Below are 18,887 nucleotides of genomic sequence, written 5' to 3'. Positions count from 1 at the left end.
GCGGCCCGAATCATCGACATTCGCGGAAAGAATGGCTCGGGATTCGGGCGATGAGTAGGGAAGACGGGCGCTGAACGGCGACGAATCTCTTCTTTCTTCTTTTCCGATGGAAATGTATGGTCGCCGCATGACGCTCGCCGATCAGCCACCCGCGGCCGCTCTGCTGTTCCAGACCCTGCTCGCGCACGGCCCGCTGACCCGCGCCGAGATCGGGCGCCGCACCGGCCTCTCGACCGGCGCGATCACCAAGGTCGCCACTCCCCTGCTGACCGACGGCTGGATCACCGAGTTGGGCCGCTCGGCCGAGCGCACCGCCGGCCGGCCGGCCACGCTGATCGCGGTGCGGGCCGAGCGCGCCCGTTTCGTGGGCGTGAAGGTCACCGGTGACCAGCTCATCGGTGTGCTGGCCGACCTCACCGCACGCCCCCTGGCCACCGCCCGGGCCGAACTCGCCTCCCGCGACGTCGGTACGGTCGTCCTGGCCATCGCCCGGCTCGTCGACCGGCTGGCCATGGAGGCGGCGCCCCGCGCACCGGGCGCCCTGCACGGCGTCGGTGTCACCATCTCCGGAGACGTCGACGGCCACACCGGCACCGTCCAGTACTCCCCCTTCCTGAACTGGCGCCGCGTTCCCCTCGCCCGGCTCGTCCAGCAGGCCACGCACCTGCCGACCGTGATCGAGAACGACGTCCGCGCCCTGACCGTCGCGGAACAGTGGTCCGGCGTGGGGGCCGGGCTGTCGTCCTTCGCTCTGGTCACCGTGGGCGCGGGCATCGGCTGCGGCATCTCCATCGGCGGCCGGGTCGTCTCCGGTGCCCACGGCGTCTCGGGGGAAATCGGCCACCTTCCCGTGGGCGGTACCGACCGGGTGTGCACCTGCGGGAACACCGGCTGCGTCGAAGCCGTCGCCTCCGCCCAGGCCATCACGGAGCAGGCCCGCCGGGCGACGGGTGATCCGGTGCTGACGATGGACCAGGCGGTCCGCCTCGCCCATGCCGGAAACACCGACGTCCGCGCGGTCTTCGCCCGGGCCGGCCATGCCCTGGGCCTGACGCTGGCTGCCGTGGCCAACCTCATCGGGCCCGAACGCATCATCATCTCGGGCGAGGGCGTGGCCACCTACGACCTGTACGAGGACCAGATCCGTGCCACCTTCGCGGCCCGTGCCTTCGGCGCCGCGGGCGACTGCGACCTCGTCGTCAGGCCCCTGCCCTTCGAGGAATGGGCCCGCGGGGGCGCCGCCGTCGCCGCGCAGCACATCTTCGCCCCCGCCGGATAACCCGCCGGCGCCCCTCGTCCACGGCCCGCGCCGCCCCCGCGCCGGCCCCGTGCCGGCCGTCCTCCCTCAGTCACACCGTCTGGAAAGCGCACCCCATGCTGAAAGCTTTCTCCGCCCAGGACTTCCATGCTGTCCACCTCCCGCCCGGAGTGCTCTGGTACGACCGCCCCGCCGCGCGCTGGCTGGAAGCGCTGCCGCTCGGCAACGGCCGCCTGGGCGGCATGGTCTACGGCGGTACCGACCGCGAGCGGATCCAGCTCTCCGAATCGACCGCCTGGTCGGGCGGTCCGTCGGCGACAGACGTGAGTCCGACCGCCCGGGCGCAGGTTCCGCGCATCCGCGAACTCCTCTTCGCCGGCGAACACGCCGAGGCACAGCGGCTCGCGACGGAGCATCTGCCGGGCCGGCCCCGGTCGTTCGGGACCAACCTGCCGCTGCCCGAGGTCCAGCTGGCCTTCCCCGCCGGAGGTCCGGTCCGGGACTACCGGCGAAGCCTGGACCTGGACACGGGCCTCGCCGAGGTCGCCTACGAGCAGGACGGCGTGCGCGTCACCCGCGAGGCGTTCGCCACGAACCCGCACGGCCTGATCGCGATCCGCCTCACCGCGGACCGCCCCGGATCGCTCGGCTTCACCCTGTCCGTCCAGGACGGCGTGCTCCCCGGGGAGACGACCGCCACGGACTCGTGCGTCAACTTCAGCGGCCACGCCTACGAGAACCTGCACAGCGACGGGCGTCAGGGCATCGCGCTGGAGATCCGCGCCCACCTCGAAGCCGAGGGCGGCACCGTGCACCGCACCGGCGATGCGCTCCGTCTGGAAGGCGCCGACAGCGCGGTCGTCCAGGTCGTCGTCGGTACCGACTGGGCAGGGGCGGACCCGAGTGCGCGGGCGGACGCGCTGCTGTCCGCGGGGCTGGCCGCCGGCTACGAGGCGGTCCGGGCGGCGCACGTCGCGGACCACCGGGCCCTGATGCGGCGGGTCTCGCTTGATCTCGGATCGGCACCGCCCGACCTTGCCGCCCTGCCCACCGACACCCGCCGCGAGCGGCTCGCCGCCGGGAAGGCCGACGACGCCCTCATAGCGCTCTGCTTCCAGTACGGCCGCTACCTGACCATGGCCGGCTCCCGCCACGACTCCCCGCTGCCCCTGGCCCTGCAGGGGCTGTGGAACGACGGCCTGGCCAGCAGCGCGTCCTGGACGAACGACTTCCACCTGGACATCAACACCCAGCAGAACTACTGGGCCGCGGAGCCGGCCAACCTGGCCGAGTGCCAGGAACCGCTGTTCGGTCTCCTGGAGCTCCTGGCGGACCGTGGCCGGGCGACCGCCGAGCAGATGTACGGCGCACCGGGCTGGGTGGCGCACACGGTGACCAACGCGTGGGGGTACACGGCACCCGGATCCGGCATCGGCTGGGGCATGAACGTGACCGGCGGGGCCTGGCTCGCCCTCCAGATGTGGGAGCACTTCGAGTACGGCCGCGACGAGACGTTCCTCCGGGAGCGCGCGTACCCGGTCCTGCGCGGGGCCGCCGAGTTCCTCCTCGCCTACGCTGTCGAGGAGCCGGAGCACGGTCTGCTCGTCACCGGGCCGTCGGAATCGCCGGAGAACTGGTACCTCGCTCCCGACGGCAGCCGGTGCTCGGTGTCCATGGGGGCCACCGCGGACCGGGTGTTCATGGAGGCCGTGCTGCGCATCTGCGCGGAGAGCGCCGAACTGCTCGGTGTCGACCCCGGCCTGCGGACCAGGATCGCCGCCGCACGCCGGCGGCTGCCGCCGCTGCGGACCGGGCGCCACGGGCAGTTGCAGGAGTGGCTGCACGACTACCCGGAGGCCGAGCCGAGCCACCGGCACACGTCCCATCTCAGTGCCCTGTTCCCGGAGCGCCAGATCACGCCGCGCGGCACACCGGACCTCGCCCGCGCCGCGGAGGTCACCATCGAGCGCAGGCAGCAGGCTCCGGGGTGGGAGCAGACCGAGTGGGTCGAGGCCGACTTCACGGTCTACTTCGCCCGTCTCCTCGACGGCGACTCGGCCCTCGAGCACCTCACCAGCCTGATCGCGGACGCCAGCGAGGCGAACCTGATGACGTTCTCCGCCGGCGGGGTGGCCGGCGCGGCCCAGAACATCTACTCCTTCGACGGCAACGCCGGCGGCACCGCGGGAGTCGCCGAGATGCTCCTGCAGTCCGACGGCCGGGAGATCGAACTGCTGCCCGCGCTGCCGTCCCGCTGGCCCGACGGAAGCGTGTGCGGACTGCGCGCCCGTGGCGGCCTCACCGTGGACATCCGGTGGCGCGACGGGCGGCTGGAAGCCGCGCGGATCCGGGCGTCCCGGGCCACGGCCGTCCGGCTGCGGTACGGCACCGACCTCCTCGGTCTACGGCTCGCCGAGGGCGAGACGCTTGCCCTCGGTCTCGGCTGAGGGCAAGCACCGGTGACACCGTCACTGCGCGATCTGGCCGCCGTCGACGAGAAGCGTCTGCCCGGTCACCGCGGTTCCGTCGAGCGCCACGAACACCACGGCCGCCGCGATCTCCTCGGCCTCCAGCAGCCGGCGCATCGGTATCTGGTCGATCCACTGCGTCATCCGCAGCGGGTCGTCCATCCCGACCGTGTCGAGGATGGGAGTGCGGGTGCGCCCGGGCGCGACGGCGTTGACCCGCACCCCGTACTGCGCCCACTCGACCGCGAGAGACCTCGCCAGCTGGGCGACTCCGGCCTTCGCCACGTCGTAGGCGACGTGGTACTCGGGATTGGAGCCGATGAAGGCGGCGATGGAGGATATGTTCACGATCGATCCGGACCGTCGGCGCACGAAGTGCCGGCCGAACTCACGGCAGGCCACGAAGGTACCGGTCAGGTCGACGCCGAGAATGCGGTTCCACACCTCGTCCGACACGTCGAGGGCCGCGTCCTCGTGGGCGACACCGGCGTTGTTGACCAGGACGTCGACGCGGTCGAAGCGTCGTACGACCTCGTCCGCCGCCGCCGCGACGGCCCGGGGATCGGAGACGTCCAGGGGCAGGAACTCACCGCCCACCTCCTTGGCCACGGCGGTGCCGGTCTCCGTGTTGCGGTCGGTGACGACGACCCGTACGCCACGGGCCGCCAGAGCCACGGCGATGGCGCGCCCGATTCCCTGGCCCGCGCCGGTGACGACGGCCACTCTCTCGTCGGTGTGCCTCAGGGGCGACTCGGTCATCTCGTTCCTTCCGTCGGTGGATGCGGGGGTCGCGGGGTCGCGTGGGTCGCTTCAGAGGGTCCTGGCCGACCCCACTCCGGGGATCTGCCACCGGACCCGCGCGGCCGGATCGATCGCGGTCGAGGCGCCCGGACCCTGGGGGCGCTCCATGAGCCCCTCGTGTACGACGCTGCGCTCGACGAAGGCCTCCTGCGTCCAGGGAATGAACTCGACCAGCGGCGGCACCTCGGACAGGACGGTGCCCACCAGGTGCTGGTGCACCTGCATCATGTCGCCGGCGTGCGGCGCGAACCGCAGCCCCCGCGCCGCCGCATGGGACGCGATCTGGAGGAACTCGGTCACCCCGCCGACCCGGGTGACGTCGGCCTGCACGACCCGGATGGCGTCGGCCGCCATGAAGGCGGCGAACTGGTGGTAGGAGTAGATGCTTTCGCCGGCCGCCACGTCCAGCCGTGTCGACGCCTGGAGGCGGGTGTGGGCCTGGAGGTCGTCGGCGTGGACCGGCTCCTCGACCCAGTCCATCGCCGCGTCCTCCAGGACGGGCATGATCTGGTTCGCCGTCGACAGGTCCCAGCGCTGGTTGGCGTCGCACATCAGGGTCACGTCGTCGCCCAGCGCCCGGCGGACCGCGCGCACGCGTCGGGCGTCCTCCCGCCAGTCGGGCCGGCCCACCTTGATCTTCACCCGGGACCAGCCGTGGTCGACCAACGCGGTGAGATCCCGTACGAGTTCGCTGTCGGAGAGGTTGAGCCAGCCTCCGTCGGTGTTGTACGCCTCGACGCTCTCCTGCGTGCCGCCGAGGAGGCGCCACAGGGGCATGCCGGCCCGCTGCGCGGCGAGGTCCCACAGGGCGATGTCGACCATGGCCAGCGCCATGTGGACGACGCCTGCCCGGCCCATCCAGTGCGTGGGCAGCCAGTACAGGCGCTTCCAGGTGCCCAGGATGTCCTCCGAGGAGGTGTCCAGCAGGGCGTCGGCATAGTAGGAAAGGATCACGTCGGAGAGGAGTTCGGGAGCACAGTGCACGCCGGAGATCCCGGTGCCGACACGGCCGTCGGCGGTGCGGATCTCGACCACGGGTACCGTCCAGTGCGCCATGGCGGCGGTGGAGTCGGCGATCGGCCGCTTCAGGGGCACGGCGAGGGCATAGGTCTCCACGGAGGTGATCACCGCACCGTCGTCGCCGCGGAGGAGGTCCGCTCCGTGCGCGGACAACAGGCCCCGGGCGGTACCGAAGGAAGTCTGATCGGTCATTGTCCCAGTCGGCCATGGCCGCCGGAAATCGTCAACGGCGAAATGCGAATACACATGATCTGCCGCGCAGATGCCGTGCCACCGAAAGGAATACCGCACCGGCGGTGGTCGTACTGCGAGGCGAGGAGGTTCGGTCAATGACTCTCGAACTGGCCTGGTTGCGTACCTGGGTCGAGGTCGTGGATACCGGCGGCTTTACCAGAGCAGCCGAAAAGCTGCATCTGTCGCAACCACGCGTGTCGGCACACATCGCGAATCTGGAACGCGAACTCGGCTGCCTGCTCATCGAACGCCGTATCCGGCCGCTCACCCTCACCGACGACGGGCGTGCGCTGCTGTCCCGGGCGCGGGCGGTTCTCGCGGCCGCGGACGAACTGGTCACCGCGCGCCAGACCGACCTGGGCAACATCACGGGAACCGTCACGGTCGCGAGTTTCGCCAGTGGGAGTTCGGAGTTCCTCCCCGGGGTCATCACGGCTCTTCAGAAGGACCACCCGCAGATCCGGGTGGCGGTGCTGGACGGAGACGTGGGCTTCATCGAGGCGGCGCTGTCCGAGCGCCGGGTCTCGGTGGCGCTGCGTCCGGTCCGGCCCGAGCCCCACGACCACGCCTTCACCATGCGCCCCCTGTGGCGGGAACCCTTCGTCATGCTCGCGCCGACCGGCCACCCCCTGCTCGGGAAGAGCGAGGTCGATCTCGCGGACTTCGCGGACCAGCGCGTGATCACGATCGGCAATCCGCTCGCCAATGCGGCCGTCGGTTACGAGGCCGAGGCCGAGTTGAGCATCAAGGACCTGGTCGCGCCGTACGGAACCGTGTCCCATCAGCCGACCACGCTCGGGGCCATGGTGCGCGCCGGACACGGAATCGGCGTCATCAACTACCTGGGCGCGGTGATGATCCTGCGCGAGGGAATGGAAATGCGCCCCATTCGGCACCTGAACCGATATCGTGACGTAGGAATCTGGTGGCACTCGGAGCGACCACTGGGCGCGGCCTCACAGGCGTTCATCCGAGCGGTACTGAAAGCGCCACGGCCCGAAGGCACGACCGCCATTCCACCGGTTTGACGAGACGTGGATTTATTCGCGACACGAATGCCCCCGATCCGTGAATCGCCGTTGACGATCACGGGTGCCCGGGGTGAGGTTGGTCGGAAGTCGCAAGGAGAGGAGTCCCGATGGCCACTGTCCGTACGTACGCGAATCTCGACGTGGCGGTACGCAGCGACACTTCGGACGTGGGTGAGGGGCCGGTGTTCGATCCGCGCACCGGGCATCTCCTCTGGGTCGACATCTACGGCTGCAAGGTGTACGACGACGATCTGTCCACCGGAAGCCAGACGGTCACGGAGGTCGGCACGATGGTCGGCGCGGTCGCGCCCCGCGCCGTGCACGACGGCTTCGCCGCCGCGGTGGCGGACGGGTTCGGTTTCGTCACCGGCGGCGGACTGACACTGGTCGATCCCGTGCTGCCCGAACCGAACCTGCGCATGAACGACGGCAAGGTGGACTCCCACGGCAGGTTCTGGGCCGGCAGCAACGACCTGGAGTTCGCGCCGGGCCAGGGCCGGCTGCACCGGTGGGACGGTGACGGACCGAGCGTCGTCGTCGCGGACGGTCTCGTACTGCCGAACGGGTTGGGCTGGAACGCCGAGGACACCGTCATGTACCTCGCCGACAGCTACGCCAACCTCCTCTACCGGGCCGACTTCCACGCCGGGTCGGGAGAACTGGGCCGGCTGGAGGTGCTGACGAAGACGGAGGGAACCGGCGTTCCCGACGGTCTTGCCGTGGACGTGGAGGGGTGCTTCTGGGTGGCCATGCACGGCGGCCGTGAAGTGCGCCGGTACGATCCGACGGGGCGGGTCGTCGGCGTCGTTCCGGTGCCCGTCCTGCAACCGACCAGCTGCGCGTTCGGCGCGGACGGCCGCCTGTTCATCACCTCCGCCCGCAACGGTCTGTCCGCGGCGGAACTGGAGAGGTCCCCGCTGTCGGGGTCCGTGTTCGTCGTCGAGACCGGTACGACGGGAGTCCCGGTCCGGCCGTTCCGGTCCTGACCGAACCATCCGCGACACCTGTTCAGGGCCGTCGGCGGAGTTCCGTCCCGACGAAGTGGTTCATGTGGCGGCGGGCGTCCTGAGTGGTGAGCGGCGGGGCCTGGCGCAGCCGTTGCAGAGCCAGGCCGTCCGCGAGGGCTGCGAAGCGGACCGCGAAGCCGTTCAGGTCGTCGCAGCTGAACTCGCCGTCGGCGACGCCTCGTTCGGCCAGCGTGCGGATCTGCCGGTGCCAGCTCTCGTAGCGCCGGTCCTGACCGCGGGCGAACGCCGGATCGGGGTGGTGCTCGCCCGCGTTCCAGTACTCGAACCACATCCGCCAGTGCCGGTCGGTGTCCTCGGTGAACAGCGCGTCCACGAGCAGCCGCAGCCCCTCGGCACCGCTGGTCGCCCGGTCCGCGGCCTCGTCGAGGGCCGCGTAGTACCGCTCGATCTGCAGCACCATCGCCTCGGAGAGGATCTCCTGGACGCTGCCGAAGTGGTAGGTGACCGTGCCGACGGACACCCCGGCCGCGGCCGCGACGTCCCGCACGCCGACCGAGGCGTAGCCCCGCTCGGCGATCAGCGGCACCGCGGCCTCGACGATGAGGCGGCGGCGCACCTCGGTGGGCTGCCGGGTGCGGTCGGCGGCGGCGACGGCGCGGCGCGGGCTCCGCTCTGCCTTCATCCCGAGGTCCTCGGGGTGGTGCGGTGCCATGCGCGCTTGGCCACTGTCTCTCCGTTCGCCCGTGCTTCGAGGTGACTGTCCATCACGAACTCCGCGGCCGTGGCCCGCAGTTCCGTCCGCGCGACGATCTCCGCGTCCCAGTCGCCCCCGCGGTTGAGCCGGATCGTCCACGCGGAGACGGCCGAGGCGGACAGCGGGTCGTCGCTGCGGACACGGTACGTCTCCCGGGCGTTCTCCTCGTAGCGCAGCCCGTCGGGGTACGTACGGGATCCGCCGTAGCGGGGGTCGACCTCCAGGGTCCACTCCCCTGCCGCGACGTCGTGGGTGACGAGCCGCTCGGGACGCGGCTCGGCCGGGACGTCGTAGGTCACCGGGAGCGGTGGCGCCTGTTCGGGCTCCTCGAAGCGGACCGGCGGCTCCTCCCCGGCCGCCCGCACGGGCAGCAGGAGGGCGCTGTCGGCGGGCAGCAGGGTCAGTTCCCCGCGTTCGCCGTGCGGCCACACCCACGGCCAGTAGGCGTCGGAGACGGCGAGGCGGATGCGGTGGCCGGGCGGGAAGGCGTACCCGATGGCGCTCAGCTCGAACTCGACGCCCTCGTACGTTCCCGGGCTCCACTCGACGGCCTTGTCCCGTCCGTGCCGGGCGAGCAGGTTCAGCACGCCCCGGGTGACGAGGGTGGACGAGCCGTCCGGGGCCACGTCGCAGAGGCGGGCGACCACGTGGGCGCGCGGGGTGGCGCTGTCCAGGCGGAGCCGGACCTTCGCGCGGCCGAGGATCTCGACACGCTCGGTCAGCGGTGCCGAGTCGAGGCACGCCGACCGGCCGTCCTCCTCCCGCTGGTCGGGCGGCAGGTCGCTCGCGTTGCCGAAGGGGAAGAAGCGGCCGGCGTCGATGCCGGTGTGGAGCGGGGAGCGGACCAGGACGGGGGGTGTGCCGTCCTGGCCCAGCGGGCGCTCCTGCCAGCTGACCCGCGGCGAGGGCCAGACCGTGTCACCCACCCAGCGGCCCGGCATGACGTCGTACGACGTGGCGGGCGGCACCGGGTCGTTGATCCACGCCCGCAGCAGCGGCTCCCGCATCACGCCGGTGTCGGCGCCCTTGAGGTGCTGGTCCCACCAGCGCAGGGTCTCCTGGAGGAAGCCGATGGCGGGGCCGGGGGGCAGTCCGCGGTCCGGGTACTGGTGCGACCACGGGCCGATCAGCCCCCGGACGCGGTCCTGCGGCAGGTGTTCGATCAGCCGCAGCACCGTGTCGCGGTACGGGTCGTGCCAGCCGCCGACCGCGAGCACCGCCGCGTCGATGGCTCCGTAGTCCTCGCACACGCTGCCGTGCCGCCAGTAGTCGTCGCGCTGCTGGTGGGCCAGCCAGGTGTGCAGGAACGGTTCGAGGGCGTCGAGGCGTTCGCGCCACATCGGCAGCCAGTGCTCGGCGCCGACGTTCGCCGGGTCCGGCGGGCGGGCGGCGAAGGCGAGCATGGTGCCGGCCCAGGCGAGCATGTCGATGCCGAGGACGGCGCCGCCGGTGTAGTGCACGTCGTTGTCGTAGCGGTCGTCGGTGGAGCAGACCGTCACGATCGCCTTGAGGGGTTCGGGGGCGAGGGCGGCGATCTGGAGGGAGTTGAAGCCGCCCCAGGAGATCCCGAACATGCCGACCTTGCCCGTGCACCAGGGCTGCGCGGCCAGCCAGTTGACGACGTCCACGCCGTCCGCGAGTTCGGTCGCGTCGTACTCGTCGCCGGGGACGCCCTCGCTGTCGCCGTGGCCGCGGATGTCGACGCGGACGGAGGCGTAGCCGTGGCCCGCGTACCAGGGGTGGCGCTGGGCGTCGCGGGGTGCGGTCCAGTCGCTCTTGCGGTACGGGAGGTATTCGAGCAGCGCCGGCACCGGGTCGTGCTCGGCGTCGGCCGGGCGCCAGACGCGTGCGTGCAGCCGGGTCCGGCCGCCCTGGACGGGGATCCAGACGTCGTCGCACACGACCTGGCGTTCGAACCGCTCGCGGTACTTCACGAGACTCCTTCGCTGACGGAGGTGACGGCGGTGTCGGTCCTGTCGGTGGTGTCGGCGGGGCGCCAGCGGCGTACGCGGTGACCGCCGCCGTGGTCGGTCCACTGGTCGTCCGGCCGCGCCGCGTCGGTCCAGTCGGGTACGTCCGCCACCAACGGGCGGGCGTCGGGGTCGGGTTCGAGGGCCGCCGCCATCAGCTCACGGGTGTAGGGGTGTCCGGGGTCGGCGAAGACGGCCTCGGTCGGGCCCTCCTCCACCACCACGCCGTGGCGCAGCACGAGCACGCGGTCGGCGATGCCCCGTACGACGGCCAGGTCGTGGCTGATGAACAGGCAGGCCAACTGCCGTTCCCTGCGCAGGTCGTCGAGGAGTCGGAGCACCTCGGCCTGCACCGAGACGTCCAGGGCGGTGGTGATCTCGTCGGCGATCAGCACGTCCGGTTCGCCGGCCAGCGCCCGTGCGATGCCGATGCGCTGCCGCTGGCCGCCGGAGAGCTGGGCGGGCAGCCGGTCGGCGAGTGCCGGGTCGAGCCGTACGTCCCGCACCAGGTCGAGGGCGCGGGCGTGGACGGAGCGGCGGTCGGGGGCGGTGCCGAAGAAGCGCAGGGGGCGGCGGATCGCGTCGCCGACCGTGCGGCGCGGGTTGAGCGAGGTGTCGGCGTTCTGGAACACCAGTTGCACCAGGCGCCGCAGCGCGGCGGGGCGTTGACGAGCAGGCTTGGCCAGATCGCCGGAGCCGTGGGTCATCGTGCCGCCCGAGGGGGCGCGCAGTCCGGCGAGGGACCAGGCGAGGGTGGACTTTCCGCTGCCCGACTCGCCCACCAGGGCGACGATCTCGCCGCGGCGGACGTCGAAGGTGACGCCGTGCACGGCGCGGGCCGACCCGTAGTCGACGGTGACGTCCTGCGCGGAGACGGCCACGGGGGCGTCCGCGGCCACCACGGCCCTCGCCCGCACCTCCCGCTCGCCGTCGTCCCCGACGAGCGCGAGCCCGTCGTCCGTCAGCCGCGGCACGCTCGCCAGCAGCCGCTTGGTGTACGGCTGTTGGGCCCCGGCGAAGAGCGCCCGGGTGGGCGCCGACTCCACGACCCGGCCCGAGCGCAGCACGCTCACCTCGTCGGCCATCCGGGCGACGACCCCGAGGTCGTGGCTCACCAGCACGGCGGCCAGGCCGAGTTCGTCGCGCAGGGCGGCGACCAGGTCGAGGATGCCGCGCTGGGTGACGACGTCGAGGCCGGTCGTGGGCTCGTCGAGGACGAGGACCCTGGGGCGGGCGGCGAGGGCCATGGCGATGGCGACGCGCTGCTGCTGACCGCCGGAGAGTTCGTGCGGGTAGCGGCGCGCGAGGTCGGCGGGACGCGGCAGCCGGACCTGCTCCAGCAGGTCGAGCACCGGGACCTCGCCGCCGGCCTCGGCGATCTGCCGGCCGACGCGCATGGACGGGGTGAGCGCATGGCCGGCGTTCTGCCCGACCATGGCCACGGTCCCGCCGCGCAGCCGCCGCAACTCCCGCGCCGGCAGGGCGAAGACGTCGTGACCCGCCACCCGCACGACCCCGCCGTCCAGGCGCGAACCGTGCCGCAGATGACCGAGCAGGGTGGCCGCGACGGTCGACTTGCCGCTGCCGGACTCGCCGACGAGGGCGAGCGTGCGTCCCTCGGCGAGTTCGAAGGACACGTCGTGCACGACCGGCAGGTCGCGGCCGCCCGAACGGTAGGAGACGGAAAGGGAGTCGACGGAGACGACGGGGGTCGTCGGGGGCTCACCCCGAGTCGGGGGAATCGGCTGGGTCGAGGTCATCAGGAGCCCTCCCTGATCCGGTCCACGCCCCAGGCCTTGGACAGGCCGTCGGCCGCGAGGTTGAGCCCGACCACGAGGGTGGCCAGGGCGATGATCGGCGCGAGGCTCGCCATCGGGACGACGGTGATGGCGGTGCGGTTCTCGGCGACCATGAGCCCCCAGTCGGGGGTCGGCGGGTCGGCGCCGAAGCCGAGGAAGGACAGCGAGGAGATCAGCAGCACGACCCAGGAGGCCCGCATCGCGAACTCCACGCCGACCACGTCGGCGATGTTGGGCAGGACCTCCCGCCGCAGGATCGACCAGGTGCCCTCGCCGCGGGCGCGGGCCGCGGTGACGTAGTCGGCGGGCACGACGGCGAGCGCCGCACCGCGCACCACCCGGACGACCTGGGGCACGAACACGACGGCGACGGCGCAGACGATGACCGCGGAACCGGTGCCCAGCGCGGTCACGACGACGAGCAGCGCCAGGATGGCGGGCACCGAGAGCACCGCGTCGAGCACCCGGCCCAGGACGTCGTCGAACCAGCCGCCGCGCAGCGCCGCCGCGCAGCCGATCACCGTGCCGAGGGCGACCGCCAGGACGGTGGAGACGACGGACACGCCGAGCGCGTACCGGCCGCCGTACAGCACCCGGGCCAGGACGTCCCGGCCGTACTGGTCGGTGCCCGCCCAGTGCTCCCAGCTCGGTCCCAGCAGGACGTGCGAGGGGTCGTTGGCTATCGGGTCGTACGAGGTGAGCAGCGGGGCGAGCAGGGCGAGCAGCACGTGGACGCCGACGACGGCGAGGCCGACGAGCGCGGTGCGCGAGGAGCGCAGGGTGCGCCAGGCGCGGGCGGTGCGGGCCCGGACTTCCGCGGCCGCGGGTGCGGCGGGCGGTGCGGTGTCGAGGGTGGTCATCGGGTCCTCCCGCGCGTACGGAGCTTGGGGTTGAGGGCCATGGCGCCGAGGTCGGCGGCGAGGTTGCAGACGACGTAGACGACGGCGCTGATCAGTGCGACGGCCTGGACCACGGGCAGGTCGCGGTTCTGCACGGAGGTGAGCATCAGCTTGCCGATGCCCGGGTAGTTGAAGACGTTCTCGACGACGGCGACGCCGCCGACGAGCCAGGCCACGTTCAGTGCGATCACGTGCAGGGTGGGCAGCAGGGCGCTGGGCAGTGCGTGCCGGGTGACGACGCGCCAGGTGGACAGGCCCTTGAGCCGGGCGGTGGTGACGTACTCGCTCGCCATCACGTCGATGACCGACGTGCGGGCCATGCGGACGATGTAGGCGGCCATGACGATGGCGAGGGCTAGCGCGGGCAGCCAGACGGCGGGCATCAGTTGGCCCACGCTCGCGTCGGGGCCGTAGAGGACGACGGCGGGGAACCAGGGCAGGGCGACCGAGAAGCACAGCACCAGCACGGTGGCGACCACGAACTCGGGGACGCTCATGCCGACGAGGCTGACGGTGGAGATCAGGTGGTCGGCCCAGCGGTCGCGGTACAGGCCGGCGAGGATGCCCAGCACCAGCGACCCGGTCACCGCGAACAGGATGGTGACGAGGGCGATGAGCGCGGAGTTGGCGAGGTACTGCGCCACCTCGCCCCCCACGGGCTTCCCGGAGACCAGCGAGGTGCCGAAGTCCCCGTGCAGGGCGCCCTTGATCCAGTCGAAGTAGCGTTCCCAGGCGGGCTGGTCGAGTCCCAGCTGCTTGCGCAGGGCGGCCACGGCGTCGGGCGTGGCGTCCTTGCCGAGGATCTGGGTGGCCACGTCGCCGGGCAGGGCCTGGAGGGCGAGGAAGACGAGCACGGACGACAGGAACAGGGTGCCGATGGCCGCCGCGACGCGGCGGGCGACGAACGCGAGCATGCTCAGGCTCCCTTCAGGCCGATGCCGAGGTAGTCGAACTCGAAGCCGTGCTCGGCGTATCCGCGGACCTTGCGGGAGAGCCCGACCAGCCGGTCGGCGAACATCGGTGTCATCGCCCCGCCCTTCTCGATCACCAGGTTCTGTGCCTGGCCGTAGAGTTCGCGGCGCCGCGTGGCGTCGGTCTCGGCGCGGGCGCGGTCGAGGACGGCGTCGAAGTCCTTGTCGGACCACGCGGTCTCGTTGTAGGAGGAGCCGCTGCGGAAGATCTGGGTGAAGAGCTGGTCGACGGGCCGGCCCGTGTACCAGTAGGTCGCCATCAGCGGTTTCTTCATCCAGATCTGCGTGTAGTACGAGTCCGCGGCGGCCGTCTTGACCCGGATGCGGATGCCGGCCCGCTTGGCGGACTCCTGGTAGGCGAGCGCCATGGGGGTGAGCAGCGGGTCGTAGGCGGAGGTGTAGAGGTCGACGGCCAGCCCCTCCTGCCCCGCCTGCTTCAGCAGGTGGCGGGCCTGCTCGGGGTCGTGCGCGGGGTGCGCGGAGATGTGCAGCGGGTCGTCGGGCGGCACCGGGTTGTCCCAGCCGGCGGTGCCGGCGCCCTGGAGGGCGACCTTCACCACGTGCTCGGGGTCGTAGGCGAGCTTCATCGCCTGCCGCACGCGTACGTCGGTGAAGGGCTTGTCGGTGGTGAGCATCGGCAGCACGTACCACTGGGCGTTCTTCACCCGGGCGACGGTGGCGCGGTCCGAGGCGGCGACCACCCGGGCCGTCGCGAAGTCGAGGTTGGTCTGCGAGAGCAGGTCGACCTGGCCGGCCAGCAGGGCGTTGGCGCGGGCCGACATGTCCGCCACGGAGTAGAAGGAGATCGCGTCCAGCACGGGACGCCCGGCCCAGTGGTCCGCGTAGGCGGTGACGCGCCCTGGACCGGCGGGGGCGAACGACTCCAGCTTGAAGGGGCCGGTGCCGATGCCGGTGCGGCCGATCGACTTCGCGCTGCCGTCCGGGACCACGTAGCAGTTGTAGTGCGTGAGGAGGCTGGGGAACTCGGCGTTCGGGGACTTGAGCGGGACGACGAGCGTGTGGGCGTCCGGCGTGCGCAGGGTCTCGGGGTCGACGAGCGGGGCGAGGACGGCCGCCTGCGGGGACGCGGTCGCCTTGTCGAGGATGTGCCGCAGGGTGTAGGCGGCGTCGGCGGAGGTGAAGGCGCGGCCGTCGTGGAAGGTGACGCCCTTGCGCAGGCGGAAGGTCCAGGTGCGGGCCTTGGCGTCGGTCTCCCAGGACTCGGCGAGGTCGGGGGCGAGGTCGCCGTCGCTGCCGACGCGGACCAGGCGGTTGTAGAGGGCGCCGAGGTATTCGTACGCCGACAGGGAGCTCGCGGGGTCGAGGGTCTCGGCGTCCGAGGCGGGCGGGCGGGCGATCCGGAGGGTGCCGCCGCGGTCGGGCGTGCCCTTCGGCGCCGCCGCCGGCAGCACCGTGCCGGACGCCGCGCCCGAGCATCCGGACAGCAGCCAGGACGCACCGAGACAGGCGGCACCGGCTGCACCGGCGGCGAGGAAAGACCGCCGTCCTGGGTGGTGGGTGTCGGTCATGGGCCGACCGTCCTTCTCGCTATTCGTTCAGCGGAACGATTGAGTGGAGTGCGTGAACGATAGCCATACGGCGGTTTCCCGCCAAGCCTCGGGACCGGAAATTAACCGCGGAAACGGATCCGTAACCGGTCCGGCGGGGGCGCCGGGCGCCGGGAGGGCGGCCGTGCGGCTGGCTATCCTTGCACCATGACCAGCAACGGGAGGCCCCGCGACACCTCGGTGCAGTCCGTCGACCGCGCGGTGTCGATCCTCCAGTCGCTGTCCCGGCACGGCCCGTCCGGCGTCACCGAGATCGCCGGGACGCTGGGCCTGCACAAGGCGACGGTCTTCCGGCTCCTCGCCACGCTGGAGTCGCGCGGCCTCGTCGAGCAGGACGCCGAGCGCGGCCGCTACCGCCTGGGCTTCGGCATGGTCGAGCTGGCCGCGGGTGCCGGACGGCAGAGCGACCTGTCGCTGCTGAGCCGGCCGGTCTGCCGGGAGCTGGCCGCCGCCGTCGGCGAGACGGTGAACCTCGCGATCCACGACGGCATCGAAGTGATCACCATCGACCAGGAGATCGGCGGCGCGACCATCGCCAGCATCGACTGGGTCGGCAAGCGCAGCCCCCTGCACGCCACCGCCGCGGGCAAGGTCTTCCTGGCCTACCTGCCCGAGAAGGAGACCGACGAGGTGCTGGGGCGGGGGCTCGCGCGGTACACCCCGCACACGATCACCGAACCGGCGCGCCTGAAGGAGCAGTTGGCGACGGTCCGCGAGCGCGGCTACGCCACCACGTCGGAGGAGCACGAGATCGGGCTGGCCGCCATCGCCGCGCCGGTCCGCTCCCCCGACGGCCGGATCGTCGCCGCCGTCACCGTCTCCGGTCCGGCCTTCCGCGTCAACGACGACACCGTGCCGGCCCTCGCGGAGCGGGTGCGGGAGGCGGGCGCCCGGATCTCCTGGCGCCAGGGCCACCGCAAGCACGACTGACCGACACCCCCCGGATCGGCTCTTGACGGCCGCGGGCCGACACCCTCACCATTTGTCTCGCATCGCGAATCTGTTTCGCAATGCGATACGTCCGACGCTGCCGCGCAGCCACCGAAGCTCTGCCGCGGCCGTCGGCACCCCGCTTCCCGAGGAGTGGTCATGCCCTCCCAGAGTGTCGATCCCCTGCTCCAGCCCTTCCGCCTCAAGCACCTCACCCTGCGCAACAGGGTGGTCAGCACCTCCCACGAACCGGCCTTCGGCGAGGACGGTCTGCCCAAGGACCGCTACCGCGCCTACCACGTCGAGAAGGCACGCGGCGGCGTCGGCCTGACCATGATCGGCGGCTCCGCCGTGGTCTCGCCGGACAGCCCGCCCGCCTTCGGCAACCTGCTGCTGTACCGGGACGACATCGTGCCGTGGCTGCGCCGGCTCACCGACGAGGTGCACGACGCCGGAGCGGCGGTCATGTGCCAGGTCACCCACCTGGGCCGCCGTACCAGCAACTACGCCGGCGACTGGCTGCCGGTGCTCTCCGCGTCCCCGCTGCGCGAACCCGCGCACCGGGCGTTCCCCAAGGCCGCCGAGGCCTGGGACCTGGACCGCGTCACGGCCGACTACGCCGCCGCGGCACAGCGCTGCCGCGAGGCCGGCCTCGACGGCATCGAGCTGGAGGCCTACGGCCACTTCCTGGACAGCTTCCTCTCCCCCACCACCAACCACCGCGACGACGACCTCGGCGGCAGCCTGGAGCACCGCATGTCCTTCCCGCGCCGGGTGATCCGCGCGGTGCGGGAGGCGGTCGGCCCGGACTTCGTCGTCGGGATCCGGCTGATGCTGGACGAGGACCGCCCGGGCGGCCTGACCTTCGAGGACGCCCTGGTGGCCGCGGAGCGTTTCACCGACGACGGCATCGACTTCGTCAGCACCATCCACGGCTCCATCGAGAGCGACGCCTCCCTGGTCCGCACGATCCCGCCGATCGGCACCCCGCTGGGCCCGTTCCTGGAGTTCACCGGCGAGGTCCGGCGCCGGCTGCGGGTGCCCGTGATGCACGCGGCCCGGATCGCCGATCCCGCCACCGCGCGGTACGCGCTGCGCGAGGGGCTGCTGGACCTGGTCGGCATGACCCGCGCCCAGATCGCAGATCCCCATCTGGTCGCCAAGATCGCCGGCGGCCGTGAGGACCGCATCCGCCCCTGTGTCGGGGCGAGTTACTGCCTGGACGCGATCTACGACTCGGGCGACACCAAGTGCGTCCACAACCCGGCGACCGGCCGGGAGCTCCAACTGCCCCACACCGTCCCGGCCACAACCGGCCACCGCAGGAAGGCCGTTGTCGTCGGGGCGGGCCCGGCCGGTCTGGAGGCCGCCCGGGTCCTGGGCGAACGCGGCCACGACGTCGTGCTGTTCGAGGCCGGCGACCTCCCCGGCGGCCAGATCCGGCTCGCCGCGTCCAACCCGCGCCGCCGCGATCTGCTCGGCATCGTCGACTGGCGGGTCGCCGAGTGCAAGCACCACGGTGTCGACCTCCGCTTCGGCCGGTACGCCGAGTCCCGCGACGTACTCGCCGAACACCCCGACCTCGTCGTGGTCGCCACCGGCGGCATGCCCGACCGGTCCTTCCTCGACGCGGGCGAGGACCTGGTCGCCGACACCTGGGACGTGCTCACCGGCTCACTGCGGCCACGGGGCGAGGTACTGGTCTACGACGACCACGGCGGCTACCCCGCACTCGACGCCGTCGAGGTCCTCGCCCCGTCCGGCGCCCGCCTGCACTTCGTGACACCGGAACGCACCCTCGCCCCCGACGTCGGCAGCATGAACTCCCCCGCGTACCTCAAGGTGTTCGCGGAACACGGCGTGACCACCACCCTCGCCAGGCGACTGCGCGCCGTACGCCGCACCCCCGACGGCCGCCTGGCCGCCACCCTGCACAGCGACTACACCGGCACCGACACCGAACTGACCGTCGACCACGTGATCGTGGAACACGGCACCCTGCCCGCGGACGAGCTGTACCGCGAACTGCTGCCCGGATCCAGCAATCTCGGCGAGATCGACCACCGCGCCCTGCTGGACCACCGGGAGCAGACGGTGGTCCGCAACGACGCCGGACGCTACCGGCTGTTCCGCATCGGCGACGCGGTCGCCGGACGCAACATCCACGCCGCCGTCTACGACGCGCTGCGCCTGTGCCTGCCGGTCTGACCCGCACC

At 72.2% G+C, this 18,887-nt stretch carries 14 protein-coding genes; 6 read left to right on the top strand and 8 right to left on the bottom strand.

Annotated elements, in window-relative coordinates; all coding sequences use genetic code 11:
* The first annotated feature begins 127 nt into the window (after positions 1-127).
* Both ACWGKQ_RS16250 and ACWGKQ_RS16245 read left to right on the top strand, forming a co-directional pair.
* Positions 128-1,279, top strand: coding sequence for an ROK family protein (locus ACWGKQ_RS16250; protein WP_453292561.1), 1,152 nt, complete (start codon positions 128-130; stop codon positions 1,277-1,279).
* A 95-nt stretch (positions 1,280-1,374) separates the two neighbouring features.
* Positions 1,375-3,705, top strand: a complete 2,331-nt coding sequence (locus ACWGKQ_RS16245; protein ID WP_453292560.1) for a glycoside hydrolase family 95 protein — start codon at positions 1,375-1,377, stop codon at positions 3,703-3,705.
* Between the two features lie 21 nt (positions 3,706-3,726).
* On the opposite strand, the gene ACWGKQ_RS16240 is transcribed toward ACWGKQ_RS16245, so the two are convergent.
* Both ACWGKQ_RS16240 and ACWGKQ_RS16235 read right to left on the bottom strand, forming a co-directional pair.
* Positions 3,727-4,485, bottom strand: a complete 759-nt coding sequence (locus tag ACWGKQ_RS16240) for an SDR family NAD(P)-dependent oxidoreductase (RefSeq protein WP_453292559.1) — start codon at positions 4,483-4,485, stop codon at positions 3,727-3,729.
* 51 nt (positions 4,486-4,536) lie between these two features.
* Positions 4,537-5,739 (bottom strand): mandelate racemase/muconate lactonizing enzyme family protein, encoded by a 1,203-nt coding sequence (locus ACWGKQ_RS16235; RefSeq protein ID WP_453292558.1) that lies wholly within the window; start codon positions 5,737-5,739, stop codon positions 4,537-4,539.
* A 137-nt stretch (positions 5,740-5,876) separates the two neighbouring features.
* Here ACWGKQ_RS16235 and ACWGKQ_RS16230 point away from each other — a divergent pair, with 137 nt between their 5' ends.
* Positions 5,877-6,809 carry a LysR family transcriptional regulator gene (locus tag ACWGKQ_RS16230; protein ID WP_453292557.1) on the top strand — a complete coding sequence of 311 codons (933 nt, stop codon included), beginning with the start codon at positions 5,877-5,879 and terminating at the stop codon, positions 6,807-6,809.
* 110 nt (positions 6,810-6,919) lie between these two features.
* Positions 6,920-7,798, top strand: coding sequence for an SMP-30/gluconolactonase/LRE family protein (locus ACWGKQ_RS16225; RefSeq protein WP_453292556.1), 879 nt, complete (start codon positions 6,920-6,922; stop codon positions 7,796-7,798).
* A gap of 22 nt (positions 7,799-7,820) precedes the next feature.
* On the opposite strand, the gene ACWGKQ_RS16220 is transcribed toward ACWGKQ_RS16225, so the two are convergent.
* The 6 genes from ACWGKQ_RS16220 to ACWGKQ_RS16195 are packed head-to-tail and all read right to left on the bottom strand — an operon-like array spanning position 7,821 to position 15,702.
* Positions 7,821-8,462: a TetR/AcrR family transcriptional regulator gene (locus ACWGKQ_RS16220; protein WP_453292555.1), complete on the bottom strand. Its 642-nt coding sequence runs from the start codon at positions 8,460-8,462 to the stop codon at positions 7,821-7,823.
* A complete protein-coding gene (locus ACWGKQ_RS16215) occupies positions 8,459-10,468 on the bottom strand; it encodes a CocE/NonD family hydrolase (protein ID WP_453292554.1) in 2,010 nt (669 codons plus the stop codon). Before ACWGKQ_RS16215 ends, ACWGKQ_RS16220 begins: the two co-directional genes overlap by 4 nt.
* Complete coding sequence (locus tag ACWGKQ_RS16210; protein WP_453292553.1) at positions 10,465-12,264, bottom strand: dipeptide ABC transporter ATP-binding protein; 1,800 nt, start codon at positions 12,262-12,264, stop codon at positions 10,465-10,467. The genes ACWGKQ_RS16215 and ACWGKQ_RS16210 overlap by 4 nt, the downstream gene beginning before the upstream one ends.
* Positions 12,264-13,163: an ABC transporter permease gene (locus ACWGKQ_RS16205; protein WP_453292552.1), complete on the bottom strand. Its 900-nt coding sequence runs from the start codon at positions 13,161-13,163 to the stop codon at positions 12,264-12,266. The genes ACWGKQ_RS16210 and ACWGKQ_RS16205 overlap by 1 nt, the downstream gene beginning before the upstream one ends.
* A complete protein-coding gene (locus ACWGKQ_RS16200) occupies positions 13,160-14,116 on the bottom strand; it encodes an ABC transporter permease (protein ID WP_453292551.1) in 957 nt (318 codons plus the stop codon). The genes ACWGKQ_RS16205 and ACWGKQ_RS16200 overlap by 4 nt, the downstream gene beginning before the upstream one ends.
* Positions 14,117-14,118: 2 nt before the next feature.
* Positions 14,119-15,702: an ABC transporter substrate-binding protein gene (locus tag ACWGKQ_RS16195; RefSeq protein ID WP_453292550.1), complete on the bottom strand. Its 1,584-nt coding sequence runs from the start codon at positions 15,700-15,702 to the stop codon at positions 14,119-14,121.
* 186 nt (positions 15,703-15,888) lie between these two features.
* Between ACWGKQ_RS16195 and ACWGKQ_RS16190 the strand changes: the two genes are divergently transcribed.
* Together ACWGKQ_RS16190 and ACWGKQ_RS16185 are read left to right on the top strand one after the other, a co-directional pair.
* Complete coding sequence (locus ACWGKQ_RS16190) at positions 15,889-16,671, top strand: IclR family transcriptional regulator (protein ID WP_453292549.1); 783 nt, start codon at positions 15,889-15,891, stop codon at positions 16,669-16,671.
* A 159-nt stretch (positions 16,672-16,830) separates the two neighbouring features.
* On the top strand, positions 16,831-18,879 hold the full coding sequence (locus ACWGKQ_RS16185) for an oxidoreductase (RefSeq protein ID WP_453292548.1): 2,049 nt from the start codon (positions 16,831-16,833) through the stop codon (positions 18,877-18,879).
* The last annotated feature ends 8 nt before the right edge of the window (positions 18,880-18,887 follow it).

The sequence above is a fragment of the Streptomyces sp. NPDC054770 genome, assembly GCF_053611985.1.
The sequence above is the reverse complement of the archived record's forward strand: the minus strand, read 5'-3'. Positions and strand labels throughout refer to the sequence as shown.